Genomic DNA, 18,356 nt, shown 5'->3' with positions numbered 1-18,356 from the left:
CGCGACTCCTTTCCTGTTCTGAGCTTGAATAATGGATGTTTCGCTTCCAATCGCCTACCCGTTCAACAGCAGCCGCTTGCGGGCCGCGAGTTATCCGACTCTGACGGCTTCGGCCCTTTCGACGCCGCGGCAATCCCCGTCTCCCAATAACGTCCAAGCACCTGCAGCACGGCGGTGCTGCTTGGACAGGCCGCAAGCTCCTGCCAAATTGTCGAGGCTTCGCTTTGACGGCTTTGAATCAGACTGTTCTTCACATGCAGAATCGACGACACCGACATGCTCAGCTCGGTTATGCCGAGGGCAATCCAGATCGGAAGCGCGCGCACGTCGCCCGCCATCTCGCCGCAGACGCTGATGTGCGTGCCGAACCGTTTGGCGTTATCCACCGTTATTTTCAGCATCCTCAGCACAGCCGGATGAAACGGGTCGTACAAATGCGCGACCTGCTCGTTCATCCGGTCGACCGCGAGCACATATTGCACCAAATCGTTCGTACCGATGCTGAAAAAATCGACTTCCTTGGCAAGCAAGTCCGAAATCATGACCGCTGCCGGAAGCTCGATCATGATGCCGACCGGCACGTCTGCACGAAAAGCGACGTTCGCCTCCGCCAGCTCGGCTTTTACCTCGTTCAATACGTCGTTCGCCCTGCGAAGCTCGTCAAGCGAGGAGATCATCGGGTACATGATCTTGATGTTGCCGTAATGGCTGGCCCGCAAAATGGCGCGAAGCTGCGTTTTGAACAGATCGGTTCGATCCAGCATGATCCGGATCGCACGGTATCCGAGCGAAGGGTTTTCCTCCTCCGGCAGCTCCAGATAATCCAGATGCTTATCTCCGCCGATGTCAAGCGTTCGAATGACAAGCGGTTTGCCGTTCAGACGCTCCGCCACCTCGCGGTACACGACGAATTGCTCTTCCTCCTCCGGGAAGCTGGTGCGGTTCATGTACAGAAATTCGGTGCGGAACAACCCGACGCCGGAAGTGCCCTTGGCGATCGCTTGCTCCAGCTCCTTGATCGAGCTGATATTGGCGGCAAGGTTCATGGTCATGCCGTCTTCCGTTTGCGACGGAATGTCGGCTAATTGAAGCAGCAGCTCTTGCTGCGCTTTCCACGTTTCCCGCCGCTGCCGATACCGTTCGATCTCTTGCTCCGGAGGGTTGACGAATACGAGGCCCTCGTCGCCGTCGATGATTAAATAATCGCCCGTTTGGATCGGCGTGGACAGCTTCCCTTCCACGCCCAGCACATAAGGAACGCCCATTGCCCGGGCCATGATGGCCACATGCGATGTTTTGCCGCCCATCATCGTAACCAGCCCGAGCGTCTGGTTGACGTCGAGGTGCACCATTTGGGACGGAATAAGCTCCTTCGCGACGAGCACGTAAGGTTCGTCCTTCGGCGGCAGCGTTTCTTCCAGCGCGCCGAGCAGGTGCTTGAGGAGACGGTTGCCGACATCCTTGATGTCAAGCGCCCGTTCCTTCATGTACCCGTCGTCCAGCAGATCGAACATATTGACGAATTTTTCGATCGTTTCCTTCACGGCCACTTCCGCCGCTTTATATTGACGCTGCATAATACCCTGGACCTCGTTCATGAATACCGGATCTTCCAGGATGGCCAAATGCGCGTCGAAAATTTGTGTCTGCTCTTCACCCAGCACGCTGACGAATTCTTGCTTGATTTGCTCGATCTCATCCTTGGAGTGCCGGATGCCGTCATACAATCGTTCGAATTCGTACGCCAGGTCGGCGACATCAATCAACTTGTCGGGAAAATCCCATTCCCAGGTCGGAATGACGAAAGCCCTGCCCATCGCAATGCCGGATGAAGCTCCGATCCCCCTAACCAAAAACGTTCCCTCCCCTTACGACTGTTGTGGCGGTATCTTTAAGAACGACCGACATGACCGAAGCCTGGCCTTTCTTCACCGCTTTATATGGTGCAAAGCTCCATGATTTGACCGCATCCGTATTCGTGATCAGCATCGGCGTAGCCAGCGATTTGCTGCCCTTCTTCACCTTCTGCAGATTGAACCGGACAAGCAGTTGTCCCGTTTCCACCTGATCGCCTTCTTTCACATAGCAAGTGAAATACTTGCCCTGCAGCTGCGCCGTATCGATCCCGATATGCAGCAGCACCTGCAGTCCTTGCTCCGTCTCGATGCCCAGCGCATGAAGCGTCGGATACACGTGAATGATGCGCCCGGCGATTGGGGCAACGAGCTCGCCCTTATCCGGGATGAACGCGACGCCGTTACCGACGATTTTGCCGGCGAAAATTTTATCAGGAACGTCTTCGAGCGCGATCATGCGTCCTTGCATCGGCGAGCTGAACAGCACCTGACGAATATCCTTGCGCAGCACCTTGTTGATTTCTTCGCGAATAAGCTCGGAGTACGTGCCGAACACGACCTGCACATTGCCGCCGCCAAGACGGATGACGCCCGCCGCACCGAGATGCCGCAGCGCGGACGTATCCATCAGCTTATCGTTCTCGAGCGTTATGCGCAGGCGGGTGATGCACGCTTCCAGATTTTTAATGTTGTTCTTCCCGCCGAGCGCCTCCAATATGAGCGGCGAACGGTAAGGGATGTCGCCGGCCCATTCTTCCAGCTGCGAACCTTCCTCGCGACCGGGCGTCGGGATGCGGAATCGGCGAATCGCCCAACGGAAAAGCACATAATACACGACGCCGTATGCAAGCCCGACCGGAATGAGCAGGAGCCCGTTCGTGGACAGGTGCAGATTGATCAGAAAATCGATCGCGCCGGCCGAGTAAGAGAAGCCGTGATGAATGCCAAGCGAATAGGCGATCCACATGGACAAACCGGACAATAAGGCATGAATGAAGAACAAGTAGGGCGCTACGAATAAAAACGCAAATTCAATCGGTTCCGTCACACCCGTTAAGAAGCAAGCGAACGCGGCGGTCAAAAACGTCGCCCGAATTTTCGGCTTCAAATCTTCGCGCGCTTCTTGAATGATGGCTAGGGCGATGGCCGGAAGCGCAAACATCATAATCGGGTACAATCCTGCCATGTAAATGCCTGCCGTCGGATCGCCCGCGAAAAACCTCGGCAAATCGCCGAATACCGGCTGTCCGTTGTTCCCGTAAGCGCCCAATTGAAACCAGAAAAAATTGTTGAACACGTGGTGCAGACCGGAAGGCACTAATAAACGATGGATGATTCCGTACAAAAAGGTGCCGAACCCGCCCCAACTGAGCAGCATATCGGTCAGCTTCTGCATCCCCAGATTCATGAGCGGCCCGATTTGAATCATAAGCAGGACGAGCACGAAGACGGCCGGTCCCATAAATAGCGGAACCAAACGAGGTCCACCGAAAAATTGTATGGCCTCAGGAAGCTGAATATGTTTGACGCGGTGATAAATCACGGCCGCAATCAGTCCGATCAATATCCCCCCGGGGACGCCCAGTTGAAACGTCTCACCCAGATAACGCTGCAGCGTCTCCGCGAACATATAATGTCCGATCAGAGCGGTCATCCCGGCGATGCCGGCGCTTTCGGTCAACCCGAGCGCCACCCCGACGGCAAATATCATAGGGAGATATGTAAATATGATCGTGCCGAACGCAGTGAAGATTTCACCGATCCGGGGCATATACATCTGATCCCAAGGCAGCGATCCGAGACGCAGCATAATGGCCGCAACGGGCAATGTGATGGTCGGCAGCATCAACGATCGTCCGAGCTGCTGCAAATTTCCCATCCAGTTCAAAACGTGTCGCTCCCCCTTCCAATTTACCGTAACTTGACTCGCACTATTTGATGGTAAGCGCTAACCCGGTATTTGTCAAACAACCATTTGCCTTGAAAAAGCGCATAAAGGCGAGCCTTTCGGCCCGCCCGTTCGCTTACGAGAACAGTTCAATTTAGAACTGGTATCTGTTCATGCCGCTTGCGCCCATACCGTATTGGCTTTGCGCGGGTTGCGTAGAATCGGAGCGCAGATAAGCGTCATGACCTTGTTGGTTGCCGCGGTAGCTTGCCGTATGGTAAGACTGCGGGCTTTGGTTTTGGAATTGCGAATAAGAAGCGCCCGTACCCATTTGCTGCTGGTTGCTGTTTATGCCTGTGGAAAACGAAGACGTATAGGGGCTGTTCGCGTAGGAGCTTGCGCCGATACCGTACTGGCTTTGAGCCGTTTGGGTAGAATCGGAACGCAGGTACGCGTCGTGACCCGGCTGATCGCCGCGGTAGCCCGCCGTGTGGAACGATTGAGCGCTTTGATACTGGTTGTTCGGTTGGTTGGCTTGGAAGGCGTTCGAGCCAAACGATGTCGATGTGTACGCGCTGTTGTTGATGCCGCTCGCAGCGCCTATTCCATATTGGCTTTGTGCGGGCTGCGTGGAGTCGGAACGCAGGTAGGCGTCATGACCTTGTTGGTTGCCGCGGTAACTTGCCGTATGGTAAGCTTGCGGGCTTTGCTGTTGCGAGTAAGAAGATGCGAATTGCTGCTGATTGTTCACGAATTGCTGCTGATTGTTCATGTTGTTCATACCTGCGTTGAACTGGTTATTCGCGCCCTGATTAATTGACGAGTTGTATTGGGATTGAACGAATCCGACCGGTTGATACTTTGTTTCGTAGCCGCGGTACTGGGAATTCACAATTCCGGAAGCACCTGCTTGATTTTGAAAATTGTTTTGAAATTGGCTGTACATGCGAAATCCTCCTTGGACGGTTTAGGAAGTCTTCCAGAGATAGGCGCTTCGCCGTTCTCATCCGAAAGCCTTTCTTATTGTCTTCAAGGAGGATTTATTTTATTACTCGGATTTATCGTTTTTTCTCGCCGTTTCCCCCGCGAGCGTTGCGTGCGGCATCGACGTTTCTCCGCAACTCGCGGGCCGCATTCTGCGGATCGCTTTGTTTCGTTATCGCGGACACGACAGCCACCCCGTCCGCGCCTGCGCTTACGACGGCCGAAGCATTGCCGCTCTGGATGCCGCCGATGCCGACAAGCGGCAGCTGCGGCCAACGCGCCCGGATCTGCGAGATCAGCGACGTGCCGATCGGTTCGCCGGCATCGCCTTTGGTCATCGTAGCGTATACCGGACCTACGCCTAAATAGTCGGCGCCCTGCGCAATGGCCCACTCCGCCTCTTCCATCGTGCCTGCCGACACGCCTACGATGGCGGCTGGACCGAGCAGTTCGCGCGCGGCGAGGCCGGGCAGGTCGTCCTGGCCGACGTGCACCCCGTCGGCCTCAAGCAGAAGCGCAAGGTCTGCGCGGTCGTTGACAAGGAAAGGGACGCCGTACTCCCGGCACAAAGCCCGGAGCGCGCGTCCCTCTTCCAACGTTTGACGCAGCTGCGCGTTCTTCTCGCGCAGCTGAACGATCGTCACGCCGCCGTCCAACGCGGCTCGTACGGTGGCGAGCGCACTGCCTGCCCCGGCCGGTGACAAATCCGTCACCAGATAAAGCGACAGCAACTCGGATAAGGACTTGGATCTGGTCTGCACTTTATTTTCCTCCGGGCAGCAGGATCGAATCTTCCACTTTGATGCAGCGGTCCATGATGACTTCCAAACCGCCAGCTTTCGCTATTTCCGCCGCTTCCTCATTGTAAACGCCAAGCTGCAGCCACAATACCCGCGATCCGATGCTTACAGCCTCTTCCGCCACCGGGACGACTTGGTCGCTGCGCCGGAACACGTTAACGATGTCCACCTTATCGGGAATGTCCGACAGCGTTGCATAGCACGTTTCCCCGAGAATGGTACCGTTCACCATCGGGTTGACCGGAATGATCCGATACCCTTTCTTCTGCATCGCCTCCGACACTGTGTAGGAAACCCGATCCGGCTTGTCGGACAGTCCGACGACGGCAATATTTTGCGCCTCGCTCAGCAGTTCTTTAATACGTTCACGCGAAGGATTTTCAAATGCCATGGTTTTCATCCGCTCCTTATACTAAGCTTGATCAAAGCGATAGCTACTTGCTATTGTGATCCCGGGGACGCTCAGCCATTCGTATAGCTGATCGCTTGGCGCCCCATCGCTTCCCACACGGCAATAAATTGCGCTTTCTCGATAGGCTGCTTGCTGCGGCCCGAAAGCGGATCGTTCACATACACATACGTCTCGTCATAACCGACCAAGAGTACAGCGTGCTCCATAAACGTCGTTTGGATCGGACCGATCGGCGTATCCCAAACGACCCATTTCTCAGGCACCTGATAATCGATCGTCGTCCAAACCACGGAAGGTATTCCCAGCTGCAACTGCTCTTCCAACTTGGCAAAAGGCTGACGGGTCAAATCGATTGCGCTAGGCACATGAGCCTTCAATTGCGCGAATAAAGCGGTATGGTAAATGCCGAAACCTTTGGCTGCGCCCGTCGGCTCGCCGACAAACCCCGTATTCGGGTTGCCCCAGTAGGCGATCGTGCCGTCCTTGTTATAACGAATCGGCGTTGTGTCGCGCGGCATCTCCGCGGCCAGCTCCAGCTTCGACTTCTCGAGGCCGCGGAATTTCAACAGCATCGTCAAGCTGGTCACCTCGCAGCCTGAAGGCAGCTCCGGCAGCTGGCGAACCATCGGAGCGTCGAGCATTGCGCTTGCCGGCTTGACCGGCTGCGGCGGCACTGCAGCAGCCGGCTCCGGCTGCGCTGCCGCACTGTCCGCGGCGGTTCCGGCTGCGGCGGCTTCCAGACCTGGAGCCGCCGCAAGCGCCCGGAGACCCGGAGTGATCCACGCGTCATGCCCTGTCGCTTTCGCATATAACAAGACGGCGAACACACCGCTGGCAAACAACAAACCGGCAATCAAAAAGAATGCAAACGTGACTTGAATGCCTTTCCATAATACGGCCATGATGCTCACCGCCTTTGTCGCATACTGATTGGAGCGTCTAGCTGTCTGGGGAAGCTTTCCGTTTTCCTAAACGGATGCGATACGATAGACTACGATTACGCCTGGACCAATTCGATCTGCGCGCCAAGCGACAGCAGATGTTCGAAATACTGCGGATACGATTTAGCCACATGATGAGCGTCATTAATAACGAGTCCTTGCTCCGAACGCAAGCCGATAACCGTCAACGCCATAATGACGCGGTGGTCGTAGTGCGCATTGATTTCCACCCCGCCAGCGACGCCCTGTGGACGTCCATGGACGATGATTTCGCTCTGCCGCTCTTCCACATCTGCACCCGCTTTGCGCAGCTCGTTCACGAAATCGGTAATGCGGTCGCACTCTTTGTAACGCAGGTTCTCGACATTATAAAACCGGGACGTCCCGTCGGCAAATACGGCAGCCGCAACCATCGCCAGCACCGCATCGGTAAAATGGTCGCCGTCGAACTCGCCTGCCTTAAGCGTCTGATTGCCGCGCACATGCACCGTATCGTTCTCGTGCGTCAAATCGACGCCCATCGCGCGAAGCACGTCGATGACGGCGCGTTCGCCCTGCTTGCTCTGTTCGGCGAGTCGCAGCACCGTTACGTCAGAGTGCGTAACCGCCGCGGCCGCCAAGATCGCCGCCGAACCCGGATAATCGCCTTGAACCACATAATTTTGCGGCTTGTATTGCTGCTTGCCCGGAATTTTATAATGCATCAGATCTTCGGAGGCTTCGATCCGAATACCCGCCTGCTCAATAACCTCGAGGGTTTGCCCGACGATGATTTTGGATTTCAAATCATGCAGCACCGTAATTTCCGTGTCTTCCTCGAGCAGCGGCGTTACGAACAGCAGCGAGCTGAGAAATTGCGAGCTGATGTTGCCCGAAACAGTGATTTGTCCGCCGCGCGGCTTGCCGCCGCGAATGGTGATCGGCAGCTTGCCCTCGCGATGCTCGACCTCGACGCCCATCTGCTGCAGCGAATCGATCAGATCGTCGTGCGGCCGCTTGCCCAGGGAATCCGGATATGCGTTCACGAACGTCACTTCCGGCAGGAAAGCGGCGACCGACATGAGAAACCGGAGCACGGCGCCCGCATTGCCGACGTTCAGCTCGCTGACAGGCTTGGGCGATTTGCCGAAACCGCGGATGACCATCTTCTCTTCGTCTTCTTCGATTACGGCTCCCAAATCGCGGATGCAGCGGCGCATCGCGTCGCTGTCTTCGCTGTGCGCCGGGTAATGCACCGTGCTGGTGCCGTCCGCAAGCGCACCGATCAGCAAATAACGCGTCGTGTAATTTTTCGAAGATAGTGCGTTAATCGTGCCTTCCAATCGAGGCGTCGGTTTGACGATGGCTTTCATTGTGTATGTATCTCTCCTTGATTATTCAAATCGCTTATTCAAATCGCATATCCTGCAGCGGCGAGCAATATGCCAAGCGTGTAGGATACGCCCAAATAAGTCCAGGCATTGTTCCGCCGCCCGTCGCTAAAGAACGCTTCGGCCTCAAGCTTGAACGTCGAGAACGTCGTGAACGCACCCATGAAGCCCGTCCCAAGCAGCAGCATCGTCGTCTCGGAGGCTCCGTGTCCCCATAGAAAGCCAAGCAAAAAACTGCCGATCGCGTTGACCGTCAATGTGCCGTAGGGCAAATATCTGCGGGGAAAACGCTTGGCAATTCCACCGCTCAGCCCGTATCGGGCTATGGCCCCCGCGAACCCGCCTACGCTCACCCACAACAGGTTCCACAGCATATTATTATTCGACATCATTCTGCAGATCCCCTCTTTGCCCGCCCAAATTCCAGGTTTCTTCCAAGACGGACCAACCACAAGCCGCCCCACAAGCTCGCCAGCGCATAAAGGATGGCCGCCGCCCACAGCCCGTCGCGGAGCAGCGCAAAAAGCTCCCAGCTGAGCGTGGAGAACGTCGTGAACGCGCCGATCATGCCCGTTGTGATAGCCGTCCGCAATCTCGGCCGCCGCGAAAGACGGCTGGAGTACGCCAGGCCGCCCAGCAGGAAACATCCCAACCAGTTACACAAAAGCGTTCCCCATGGCAGAAAATGGATGGGAAACTTGATGAAAGCCGCGGACAGGCCGAAGCGCGCCAGCGATCCGATGACGCCTGCCAGTCCGACGTAAAACCAGGTCAAAGCGGCCAAACCTCCTTTGATTGACACGATTTCCCGTTCCTAGGTATGATGAGGACAGTCGGCTGCCTGCAGCCAGATCAGAAGGAGGCGTTACCTCGTGCAAACGATTACCCCGGCCGAAGTGAAAGAACGGCTCAAGAATGGAGAAAAGCTGGTCATCATCGATGTCCGCGAAGCGGAGGAAGTGGCACTCGGGATGATTCCCGGCGCTAAGCACATTCCTTTAATGCAAATTCCCGAGCGCCTGTCCGACATTCCGCAGAACGGCGAGACGATTCTCGTATGCCGCAGCGGCAACCGAAGCGGAAAAGCCCTTGAATATCTACAGGCGCAAGGCTTCTCCAACCTGAAAAACATGACAGGCGGCATGCTTGAATGGGACCCCTCCTAGTGCAAGCCAGTTCTTCAAAGCAAACCAGCCGCCGCTAACGACGAGACTCACGATTTCCTCGACGGAATGTCCGTCCGTTTCGATCTTAAATCGGCCAAATCATACGCGTGCCCAGCGGTTTCCTTAATCGTGCGCACGCGTTCCTCCATATCTCCCTGCAGCAAAGACCAGTCCAAGTTTAAACTGATCCTATCATATCACAGCTTAAGTAACGTGAATAGAAAGGTTGTCAAAAACATAAGATGATTGTGAATAATTACCAGATAAAACAAACAAACTGAATAATACCATTTTTTTAGAAAGGAGAATGCTGCAATGACGCCTAGCGCCTTGTTCAGGAACCAAACGGCTGGCACCGATCCGACCGAGATGAAGCTGGAGCAGATCATGGACCCTGCGCGCCCTCTTTGCAAAGAAGAAATCGTCTGGATGCTGGAATACATTAAAAAAAAGGTGGCCGAGGAAGATCCAAACCTGATGGATCTTTCCCAGCCACGACTGCTTCAAAACTTCCGTTATTTCGCCGAGATCGCACTTATGCTCATTCAGCGCCGCAACGGCTTCGACCAGGAGGCCGACCGGCTGAAGCGCTGGGTGCAGGAAGCTTCGCACGGACTATATTCGCCACGCTCGAACCGGAAGTCCTAACGTAACGGACTGCCGCTTAATTTTCGATCCATTGATAATGGAACGTGCCTTCTTTGTCCAGCCGCTTGAACGTATGCGCGCCAAAATAATCGCGCTGCGCTTGCAGCAGGTTCGCCGGCAAACGCTCCGTCCGGTAGCTGTCGTAGTAGGCGAGCGCCGAAGCAAACGCCGGAGCCGGAATGCCGCGCGATACCGCTGTACCTACCACGGATCTCCAAGCTTCTTGATAATTTTCGACGATGCCTTTGAAATACTCGTCCAGCAGCAAGTTTTTCAATTCCGGATTACGGTCGTATGCGTCTTTAATGTTCTGCAGGAAACGGGCGCGGATGATGCAGCCGCCGCGGAAGATCATCGCGATACTGCCGTAATCCAATCCCCAGTTGTACTCCTCGCTGGCTGCTCTCATCTGAGCGAAGCCTTGCGCGTACGAGCAAATTTTGCTGGCGTACAACGCCTTGCGAACTGCCTCGATGAATGCCGCACGATCGCCGTCGAACGGCTTCGTTGCCGGTCCGGCCAGCACTTTGCTTGCCGCCACGCGCTCTTCCTTCATCGCCGAGAGGAAACGGGAGAAGACGGATTCCGTAATGATCGACAGCGGTACTCCGAGGTCGAGCGAGCTTTGGCTCGTCCATTTCCCTGTGCCCTTCTGTCCGGCGGAATCCAAAATAACGTCGACCATCGGCTTGCCGGTTTCTTCGTCGTATTTCGTGAAAATGTCGGTCGTGATTTCGATCAGGTAGCTGTCCAATTCGCCTCGGTTCCAATCCGCGAATATTTCGTGCAGCTCTTCCGTGCTGACGCCGAGCACATCTTTCAAGAGCTGGTACGCTTCGCAGATGAGCTGCATGTCGCCATACTCGATGCCGTTATGCACCATTTTGACGTAGTGGCCCGCGCCGTCCGGTCCGATGTAGGTGCAGCAAGGATCGCCGCCTACTTTCGCGGAAATGGACGTCAGGATCGGAGCCACCAGCTCATAAGCGTCCTTCTGTCCGCCAGGCATGATCGCAGGTCCTTTCAACGCGCCCTCTTCGCCGCCGGACACGCCGGTACCGATGAAGCGGATGCCGTGCGCTTCAAGCTCTTGGTTGCGGCGCTGCGTATCCGGGAAGTATGCGTTGCCGCCGTCGATAATAATATCGCCCTTATCGAGGTGCGGAATCAGTTGGTTGATCGTATCATCCGTTGCGGAGCCCGCTTGGACCATGATGAGAATTTTGCGCGGCGACTCGAGGGAAGCCACGAATTCTTCGATTGTGTATGTACCCGTAAGCCGTTTGCCTTGCGCTTCCGCAAGCAATGCATCCGTCTTCTCCCGGGAGCGGTTGTACACGGACACGGTAAACCCGCGGCTCTCGATGTTGAGCGCCAGGTTTTTCCCCATGACCGCAAGTCCGATCACGCCGATTTGCTGTTTGGACATGTTTGGTTCTCTTCCTTCCCTAATCCCAATTTATATACTGTGAAAATAAATCTCAATTAAAAATAGCATTGTTCGCGCCCCATTTTCAAGCCCTTTAAATCGTCATCGCTCCGAAACCGCCGTCAACCCGCAGCAATGAGCCCGTTACAAAGCCCGACGCTTTCTCCGACGCGAGGTATACGGCCGCGCCCTGCAGCTCCTCCGCCTCGCCGAACCGGTTCATCGGCGTATGCCGCAGGATCGCATCGACCCGGTCGGGAGATAAAATTTTCCGGTTTTGCTCCGCCGGGAAAAAGCCGGGAATAATCGCATTGACGCGCACCCGCGAGGGAGCGAACTCTTTGGCCAAAAACTTCGTTACGTTGTTCACCGCCGCCTTCGACGCCGAATACGTAAACACGCGAGACAACGGCGGCTCGGACGAGACCGACGAAATATTGATGATGCTGCCGCCCTCGCCCCGCTCGACCATATATTTCCCAAAAACCTGGCAGGCCAACACAACACTTTTTAAATTGACGTCCATGATGGCGTCCCATTCGTCCATCTTCAGGTCGAAGAACGGCGTTGTGCTGTTTTTGCCGGGACAGTTCATCAGCACGTCGCAGCGCCCGGTCCAGGCGAGGACCTCGTCCAGCACCCGCTGCAAATCGCCCTCATTCGTCGCGTCGGCCGAGAAGCATTGCGCCCGGCCGCCGGCCGCTTCTACCGCCCGGGCCACCTCATGCGCTTTCTCCTGGTTTCGTCCCACGATCGCCACATCCGCACCGTGTCCGCCGAGACCGACGGCCATCGCGCCTCCCAGCGTGCTGTTTCCTCCGATGATGACGGCCGTTTTTCCCGTTAAATCAAACAAATTCGCCATGCTTATGCCCTCCTAAGATAACGTGTGCTGCTGTTGAAAGGCGGCAATCGCATCGAACTCATCTTTCAACTGATGGTACACACGACTATAAATGGTTGTCAACTGCCGGTACACTTCGAACGCTTTGAGATCCGTCTGCAGCGTATGGCGCACCTGCACCCAGTTATGAACGCTGGAGAAATCACGAATTTCCCCGACGGCCAACATGCCGAGCAGCGCTGCGCCCGCGCCGGAGCCCTCGATCGTATTCGGTACCGCTACCGGACTGCCGAGCACGTCGGACATCATTTGCAGCCAGAACGGCGAACGCGCGAAGCCACCGGAAGCGCGAATTTCGCGTGTGGGTCCGCTCAGCTCCTCCAGCGCGTCGACCACCGTATGGATGCGGTACATGACGCCCTCGAGCACGGAGCGGATCATATGCTTCTTCTGATGGTACAACGAAAGTCCGAAAAATACGCCCCGGGCGTTGGCGTTCCAGTAGGGAGCCCGTTCCCCCGCCAGCAAAGGCAGGAAGAGCAGTCCGTCCGAGCCGTGCGGCACTTCCGCCGCCAATGCCGTCAAATATTCGTAAGGGTCCATCCCCCGCCGGCGGCCTTCTTCGGCTTCCGCCGTCGCCAATTGATCGCGCACCCAGCGGAACATGATGCCTCCGTTGTTGATCGCGCCTCCGACAACCCAGAAGTCTTCCTTCAGCGCATAACAAAATAGCCTTCCCTTCGGGTCGGTCACCGGCTCACGGACGACGCCGCGCACAGCGCCGCTCGTACCGATCGTGACCGAATAGATGCCCGGCTCGAACGCGCCCGCGCCTAAATTCGCCAGCACGCCGTCCGATGCGCCGACGACGAACGGGGTATCCGCAGCAAGACCGAGCCGTGCGGCATCTTCAGCCCGCAAGCCTTGCATGACATGCGTCGTCGGCACCGGCCTGGACAGCTGCTCACGGCGTACGCCACAGAGGGCCGTCGCCTCCGAGTCCCAATCGAGGCTGCGCAAATTGAACAGCCCCGTGGCGCTTGCAAGCGAATGATCGATGACGTATTCCCCAAACAACCGGGCAAATACATATTCTTTAATGCCGATAAATTTATAAGCCGCGGCAAACAGCTCCGGGCGGTGATCGCGAAACCACAACAGCTTGAGCAGCGGGCTCATCGGATGAATCGGCGTTCCCGTCCGCATATATATCTCGTGACCGTTCAACTGCTCCTTCACCGGTTTCACGTATCCGGCGCTTCGGTTATCCGCCCATGTTATACAAGGCGTCAGCGGCCTCAAGGCTTCGTCGACGGCAATCAAGCTGTGCATGGCAGAGCTGAAGGACACGCACATCACTTGTCCCGGCAGCACGGAAGCCTGACGGACGACCGCCTGAATCCCGGTCAACACCGCTTGAAAAATTTGCTCCGGATCCTGCTCCGCCATGTCCGGCTTCGGGGTATGCAGCGGATATTCGACCGCATGGGAAGCCAGAATGCGTCCTTCCCGGTCGAACAGCAGCGTCTTCGCACTAGTCGTGCCGATATCGGCTGCGATGATATATGGCTTTAGCACGTGCAACGCTCCTTTATCTCAAGTTCCCGTCCGCATTAAACTTCAGCTCATACGGTTCGGTCAATATTTCGATATCCGGATGCAGCTTCGCTTCCTCCAGCAAGTTGACCGATATTTCGATTTCCCCCACGTGCAGCGTATCTTGAATGCGCACCAAACGGCACTTCGTGTAATCGAGGATGTTGCAAGTTTTGACCGCCGCTTTAATCGCATACTCGTCGTTCTCGAGCGTAGTCGCAATTTTCGTTGGGGCGCAGACGGTCGACGTCAAGCCGTTGGCATAGGTGGCGACCAAATCGGCTTTGTCGACCAGACGCTGCGTCGTGAAGTCCGCCGTTCCGACGCCGTTCGCGTTACCTTTCGTCTCCGGCGTCAGATCGAGCACGACCATCTTCGAAACGTCAGGTCCGCCGTGCGCATAAGGGGTCGGATAACGGCCGGTGACATTCGGATCCATGCCGTCGCCGCTGATGTTCTTCCCAATATAGTCGATCACAAGAACGTCAATCTGATCGAACAATATTTTCGGCAGCCGCGCCTTGGCCGCTTCGAGCAGCACAACTTCCCGCTCCTCGATTTGCTCCGCCGGCAGCACCTCGACGATGCACGTCTCGTCATAGGCGTTCTCAACCAGCGCAATGCCGAATACGATCGGCAGCTTGTCGATCATAATCCGCGCCATCGCCGGCACGTTCTCGGCCATATATTTAAACCCGAGCTGGTGGCAGGCTTCAGCGCCTTTTTGCTTCCCGAGCCCGATCGAGATCATTTTCATAATGCCGCTTTCGATCCGGCCGCGGAAAGCCGTGTGCGGTTTCACCCGATTGATGACGACGATCGCGTCCGCTTCCGATGCATACTTGTCGACATAGACCGGAAGGCCGTTCGGCAGCCGGTCGATCTCGATCACTTCCATCGAAGAGAGGATCGGCGCGCCCATCGCTTCTTCCGTCACGCCGAGATGGTGCAGGACATCCACTTGCCCTTCCGCCGTTGCGCCGCCATGACTGCCCATGCATGGCACGATGAACGGATGCGCCCCTGCCGCTTGAATCGCTTCGACCGTTGCGCGTGTGAAGTCGGCAATATGTGCCACTCCCCGGCTGCCGACAGCGACCGCCACCCGTTGTCCCGGCCGGATCCGGTCCATCGCGCCGGGTTTGTTCAGCTCCGTGCGAAGGACCGCGACCGGATCTTCCAATCGGGTGGCGTCGAATTTTTGCCGGATGCGAACCATTTTCGGCAGGGGGATATCTTGCAGCAGTGTTTTCAGTATGCTCATTTACTTATTCTCCTCCATAGATGACTTTGTTTGAGTGTCAGGCTCATTCTGTGTTCAGCCGTTTGACGGAATCGCGAACGATGAGCTCCGTATGAAACAATGTTTTGCGCTCCGCGCTTTCTTTGGTCTCAAGCAGGGCCATAAGTCTTTCGGCGCCCGCGCGGCTCATCTCCTCGATCGGCCGTCGCACCGTCGTCAGCGCAGGGGTTGTGAAGGCCGAATAGCCCGTATCGTCGAAGCCCGCCACCGAAACGTCATCCGGCACGCGCAACCCCCGTTCTACCGCCGCTTTCACCGCTCCGAGCGCCATATCGTCGCTGCTGCAAAAGACGGCCGTCGGACGTTCAGGCAGCGCAAGCAGCCGCACCATCGCTTTGTAGCCGCTCTCCAAGCCGTAATCCCCGCGAATGCAAAGCTCGTCCTGCAGCGGGATCCCGTAAGCGAGCAGCGCCTCGCGATAGCCCTCCTTACGGGCCTGGGCCGATTTGAAGCCCGCTTTCCCTTCCACGATGGCGATTCTCCGATGGCCGCAGCGCAGCATATACTCCGTCATCCGGTAAGCGCCGCTCTGATCGTCGGGAATCAAATTCACGACACCGCTCATTTCGACCTCCCGGTTCAGTACGATGAACGGGATGCCGTGATCGGAGGCGTATTCGATGAACGGCTGATCCGCTGCGCTTTGACTCATCAGCATAATGCCGTCAAAGCTTTTGCGATTGACGTGGTGGTAGCTCTTATAGTCGTCGATGCCGCGCACGATCAAATTATACCTGTCCTTGATGATCTCGTTAACCCCTTTAATCGCTTCGTATAGAAAGCCGGGCGAGGTCCCTTGACGCAAGGTCGTAAAGAACAGCCCCAGGTTATAAGATCGGTCCAGTACCAGGCTCTTCGCGCTGTAGTTCGGGGTATAATTCAAGCTTCCTGCGATCGATTTGATCTTCTCCTTCGTTTCCGGATTGATCAGCGGGCTGTCGTTGAGCGCCCGGGATACCGTCGTATGCGAAACACCGGCCATTCTAGCGATGTCCTTGATCGTCACGTTGCTCATGAAACCACCTCCTCTTTATCATATCATAGCCATGCACACGTTAACAATCGGATTTCTTATACGGGATGCAGCGAGGCAGCAGAACATCGGTTCTAACTTAAAAAGGCTTCCCGCGCGACAGATTCGATCCGTCTAGCGGGAAGCCTATTGCAATTCAGTCTTACATTTCAAGCAATAACATTTCATGCCGCAGCTCCTTCAGCTTCTCTTTGCAAGTTAAAATTTTTCGCGTATCCCCTTCTTGAAGCGCCTCATGCAGCATCGCCAATTCGTAATCAAGCTCCAGCCGCAATACCGGGATCCGCTCGTCGGGCCGCCTGGAGCGGAATGCTTGCATCATTTCTTCCACGGTCACCACCGGCTCTTTTTGAAAAAGTACTTTGTGCTCCACCCCTGAAATTTCCACCATTCGGATGATTTCTCCGAACATAATGTTCTCAATTAAGATTTGCCGGTCTTTGAACCGTTTGACAACCGCATGGCCTCGGGTATCGCCGATCATTTTCTCCATAAGTTCCGCCAGTTTTTCGTCTTTGAACGAATAGTTGCCGACGATTTTATAGCGCTCTCCGATGCGTTGAAATTTCAGCTTTACCAGCTTGCGGCCGGTACGAATGGAAACGATGAACTGCTGATCGCTTTCATTCCAATAGAGCGAGTAACCCTCTTGAATGAGCGTTTTGATGAAGTTACGGATTAGCCGACGGTCAAATCGTAACTCAAGGTTGCAATATTCTACTTCATGACTTTTACTCACGGCAATCCCTCCTCTGGGTTTGAACGGTGTCAATAAAGTTCATCGATTTGCGCGAACCTTGCTGCGTCGGCTTCGATGAATGGAACAATCAGAAATGAAGAACAGCCGCATCGCTTTGAGTGAATTTTCTGACTATTCTGTTTCTTAGTTCTATCTTATTATGAATCATATGTTTTAGCAACTTGGATTATTGACTTTTTTTTTCGAAAAAACCACCTATTTTTTCGGCGGCCTGCCTGCATGACAGCGCTGCCAATCCATCGCGGGGGACGTTTCGAGCGAACGCGCCAAGCCCGCGGAGCCATCCCCCGCGGGCTTATACAAGCCTTCTTGATCTTGTCCTTCGGCGCCGGAATCATGATGCACAAGAGCTGCGAGAACAGTCGTCGATTGCGATGTTGTTCATGGCGGCCGAACGGATTAAGGCTCCTCCGGATGCTCGCGTTTGTCGGCTTCGAGCAGCAAGTCGTATGTATTGGTAATGTTGACCGTGTAACTGTCCGGATTCAGGATATCTTGCGTCAATCTCAACTCGGCCAGTTTGTAGCGGGTTTGTGGGACCGGCACATTTTTCATTCGAACGGTTTCCAGGTACAGGAACTTGTAAGTATCCGTCTTGTCGATGTCTTTCTCGACCATAATCGGCTTCGTATAATACTCCACATCGCTGTACTTGATCAGGGTCATCCCTTTGATGTGGCTGCGAAGCAGCCCGAGCTTCTTCGGATGCAGCTCATCGGCGATCACATACGCTTCGTAGCCGGACGCATATACCTGCTTCGGCGCTTGGCGCCATCGCTTCTGCAATTCCTTCTCGTGAACGAACGTTTCATTCGTCAACCGATCCTTCGCTTTGGCCAAACCGCTCGTATCGATCCCCATCCGTTTGGCATCCTTCTCCCGGTAATACAAGCCGTAGTTGCTCGTTTTGGCGTTATACGTAAGCAGGACGGGGTAATCCGAGCCCAAATAGTTCATCATCGCCGAATAAGGGTTGGAGAGCTCCAGCGCTTCATACGTCGTGTCCTGCTCGTCCGGGCGCTGCTCGGGATTGATCCGGCTGTTGATGTAAATCGTCTTCGTATCGCCCTTCCAATAAATATTGGCTCCGAGCCGCTGTGCAAGCTCCTTCAAAGGCAAATAGCTGGTGTCGTTGTATACGAGCGCCGGACTTTCCAATTGAACGGCGGTACCGTTCAGTACGATTTGAAAGTCGGGCCGCAAGTACGCGTCCACCCGCTGCAGGACGTCCTCGGCATACACACCTGCCGTAAAGGCGCCGCTGAGCAAGCCCGCAGCCACCATAACGCGTTGGTAACGTTTCATGATATTCAAACCTTTCTTATA

The 18,356-nt window shown here is 55.5% G+C and carries 19 protein-coding genes; 2 read left to right on the top strand and 17 right to left on the bottom strand.

What is annotated here, in order from left to right; genetic code table 11:
• Window positions 1-62 precede the first annotated feature (62 nt).
• From ptsP to crcB, 9 genes are all read right to left on the bottom strand, one after another.
• Window positions 63-1,853 carry a phosphoenolpyruvate--protein phosphotransferase gene (gene ptsP / locus ACZ439_RS23820; RefSeq protein WP_155615448.1) on the bottom strand — a complete coding sequence of 597 codons (1,791 nt, stop codon included), beginning with the start codon at window positions 1,851-1,853 and terminating at the stop codon, window positions 63-65.
• The gene (locus tag ACZ439_RS23815) at window positions 1,846-3,744 is read right to left on the bottom strand and encodes a glucose PTS transporter subunit IIA (protein ID WP_127607391.1); all 1,899 of its coding nucleotides are present in this window, start codon (window positions 3,742-3,744) and stop codon (window positions 1,846-1,848) included. The genes ptsP and ACZ439_RS23815 overlap by 8 nt, the downstream gene beginning before the upstream one ends.
• Before the next feature lie 154 nt (window positions 3,745-3,898).
• Window positions 3,899-4,690: a hypothetical protein gene (locus tag ACZ439_RS23810; RefSeq protein ID WP_054797015.1), complete on the bottom strand. Its 792-nt coding sequence runs from the start codon at window positions 4,688-4,690 to the stop codon at window positions 3,899-3,901.
• Between the two features lie 112 nt (window positions 4,691-4,802).
• Window positions 4,803-5,489: a thiamine phosphate synthase gene (gene thiE, locus ACZ439_RS23805; protein ID WP_464620287.1), complete on the bottom strand. Its 687-nt coding sequence runs from the start codon at window positions 5,487-5,489 to the stop codon at window positions 4,803-4,805.
• A gap of 1 nt (window position 5,490) precedes the next feature.
• Window positions 5,491-5,919, bottom strand: a complete 429-nt coding sequence (locus ACZ439_RS23800; RefSeq protein ID WP_054797013.1) for a CoA-binding protein — start codon at window positions 5,917-5,919, stop codon at window positions 5,491-5,493.
• A 71-nt stretch (window positions 5,920-5,990) separates the two neighbouring features.
• Window positions 5,991-6,842 carry a C39 family peptidase gene (locus tag ACZ439_RS23795; RefSeq protein WP_127607387.1) on the bottom strand — a complete coding sequence of 284 codons (852 nt, stop codon included), beginning with the start codon at window positions 6,840-6,842 and terminating at the stop codon, window positions 5,991-5,993.
• A gap of 95 nt (window positions 6,843-6,937) precedes the next feature.
• Complete coding sequence (aroA, locus tag ACZ439_RS23790) at window positions 6,938-8,233, bottom strand: 3-phosphoshikimate 1-carboxyvinyltransferase (RefSeq protein ID WP_054795602.1); 1,296 nt, start codon at window positions 8,231-8,233, stop codon at window positions 6,938-6,940.
• A 38-nt stretch (window positions 8,234-8,271) separates the two neighbouring features.
• Window positions 8,272-8,643: a fluoride efflux transporter FluC gene (locus ACZ439_RS23785; RefSeq protein ID WP_141333726.1), complete on the bottom strand. Its 372-nt coding sequence runs from the start codon at window positions 8,641-8,643 to the stop codon at window positions 8,272-8,274.
• Window positions 8,640-9,053, bottom strand: coding sequence for a fluoride efflux transporter CrcB (crcB, locus tag ACZ439_RS23780; RefSeq protein WP_464620286.1), 414 nt, complete (start codon window positions 9,051-9,053; stop codon window positions 8,640-8,642). The genes ACZ439_RS23785 and crcB overlap by 4 nt, the downstream gene beginning before the upstream one ends.
• Window positions 9,054-9,123: 70 nt before the next feature.
• On the opposite strand from crcB, the gene ACZ439_RS23775 reads away from it, so the two are divergent.
• Complete coding sequence (locus ACZ439_RS23775) at window positions 9,124-9,417, top strand: rhodanese-like domain-containing protein (protein WP_141333727.1); 294 nt, start codon at window positions 9,124-9,126, stop codon at window positions 9,415-9,417.
• Window positions 9,418-9,464: 47 nt separating this feature from the next.
• On the opposite strand, the gene ACZ439_RS23770 is transcribed toward ACZ439_RS23775, so the two are convergent.
• Window positions 9,465-9,593, bottom strand: coding sequence for a hypothetical protein (locus ACZ439_RS23770; protein ID WP_269058714.1), 129 nt, complete (start codon window positions 9,591-9,593; stop codon window positions 9,465-9,467).
• Between the two features lie 139 nt (window positions 9,594-9,732).
• Here ACZ439_RS23770 and ACZ439_RS23765 point away from each other — a divergent pair, with 139 nt between their 5' ends.
• Window positions 9,733-10,065, top strand: coding sequence for a hypothetical protein (locus ACZ439_RS23765; RefSeq protein WP_127607379.1), 333 nt, complete (start codon window positions 9,733-9,735; stop codon window positions 10,063-10,065).
• 16 nt (window positions 10,066-10,081) lie between these two features.
• Here ACZ439_RS23765 and gndA read toward each other — a convergent pair whose 3' ends face one another.
• From gndA to ACZ439_RS23730, 7 genes are all read right to left on the bottom strand, one after another.
• Window positions 10,082-11,494 (bottom strand): NADP-dependent phosphogluconate dehydrogenase, encoded by a 1,413-nt coding sequence (gndA, locus tag ACZ439_RS23760; protein ID WP_054795601.1) that lies wholly within the window; start codon window positions 11,492-11,494, stop codon window positions 10,082-10,084.
• A gap of 94 nt (window positions 11,495-11,588) precedes the next feature.
• Window positions 11,589-12,359: an SDR family oxidoreductase gene (locus tag ACZ439_RS23755; RefSeq protein ID WP_127607378.1), complete on the bottom strand. Its 771-nt coding sequence runs from the start codon at window positions 12,357-12,359 to the stop codon at window positions 11,589-11,591.
• A gap of 12 nt (window positions 12,360-12,371) precedes the next feature.
• Window positions 12,372-13,916, bottom strand: a complete 1,545-nt coding sequence (gntK, locus tag ACZ439_RS23750) for a gluconokinase (RefSeq protein ID WP_464620285.1) — start codon at window positions 13,914-13,916, stop codon at window positions 12,372-12,374.
• A gap of 13 nt (window positions 13,917-13,929) precedes the next feature.
• Window positions 13,930-15,198 carry a nickel pincer cofactor-dependent isomerase, group 22 gene (locus tag ACZ439_RS23745; protein WP_127607374.1) on the bottom strand — a complete coding sequence of 423 codons (1,269 nt, stop codon included), beginning with the start codon at window positions 15,196-15,198 and terminating at the stop codon, window positions 13,930-13,932.
• Between the two features lie 43 nt (window positions 15,199-15,241).
• Entirely contained in the window at window positions 15,242-16,252 is a 1,011-nt protein-coding gene (locus ACZ439_RS23740) for a LacI family DNA-binding transcriptional regulator (protein WP_054795600.1), read from the bottom strand.
• 160 nt (window positions 16,253-16,412) lie between these two features.
• Entirely contained in the window at window positions 16,413-17,009 is a 597-nt protein-coding gene (locus tag ACZ439_RS23735; protein WP_054798746.1) for a hypothetical protein, read from the bottom strand.
• A 420-nt stretch (window positions 17,010-17,429) separates the two neighbouring features.
• Window positions 17,430-18,335, bottom strand: a complete 906-nt coding sequence (locus ACZ439_RS23730) for a stalk domain-containing protein (protein WP_054798763.1) — start codon at window positions 18,333-18,335, stop codon at window positions 17,430-17,432.
• Window positions 18,336-18,356 lie beyond the last annotated feature (21 nt).

The sequence above is a fragment of the Paenibacillus sp. JCM 9796 genome, assembly GCF_055379675.1.
This window is presented reverse-complemented; position numbering and strand designations above follow the sequence as displayed.

What these genes read in the sequence shown, in the direction of transcription:
- ACZ439_RS23810 (WP_054797015.1), bottom strand. Translation starts at nt 4,690, where the DNA reads ATGTACAGCCAATTTCAAAACAATTTTCAAAATCAAGCAGGTGCTTCC.
- ACZ439_RS23800 (WP_054797013.1), bottom strand. Translation starts at nt 5,919, where the DNA reads ATGGCATTTGAAAATCCTTCGCGTGAACGTATTAAAGAACTGCTGAGC.
- ACZ439_RS23795 (WP_127607387.1), bottom strand. Translation starts at nt 6,842, where the DNA reads ATGGCCGTATTATGGAAAGGCATTCAAGTCACGTTTGCATTCTTTTTG.
- aroA (WP_054795602.1), bottom strand. Translation starts at nt 8,233, where the DNA reads ATGAAAGCCATCGTCAAACCGACGCCTCGATTGGAAGGCACGATTAAC.
- ACZ439_RS23785 (WP_141333726.1), bottom strand. Translation starts at nt 8,643, where the DNA reads ATGATGTCGAATAATAATATGCTGTGGAACCTGTTGTGGGTGAGCGTA.
- ACZ439_RS23765 (WP_127607379.1), top strand. Translation starts at nt 9,733, where the DNA reads ATGACGCCTAGCGCCTTGTTCAGGAACCAAACGGCTGGCACCGATCCG.
- gndA (WP_054795601.1), bottom strand. Translation starts at nt 11,494, where the DNA reads ATGTCCAAACAGCAAATCGGCGTGATCGGACTTGCGGTCATGGGGAAA.
- ACZ439_RS23755 (WP_127607378.1), bottom strand. Translation starts at nt 12,359, where the DNA reads ATGGCGAATTTGTTTGATTTAACGGGAAAAACGGCCGTCATCATCGGA.
- ACZ439_RS23745 (WP_127607374.1), bottom strand. Translation starts at nt 15,198, where the DNA reads ATGAGCATACTGAAAACACTGCTGCAAGATATCCCCCTGCCGAAAATG.
- ACZ439_RS23740 (WP_054795600.1), bottom strand. Translation starts at nt 16,252, where the DNA reads ATGAGCAACGTGACGATCAAGGACATCGCTAGAATGGCCGGTGTTTCG.
- ACZ439_RS23730 (WP_054798763.1), bottom strand. Translation starts at nt 18,335, where the DNA reads ATGAAACGTTACCAACGCGTTATGGTGGCTGCGGGCTTGCTCAGCGGC.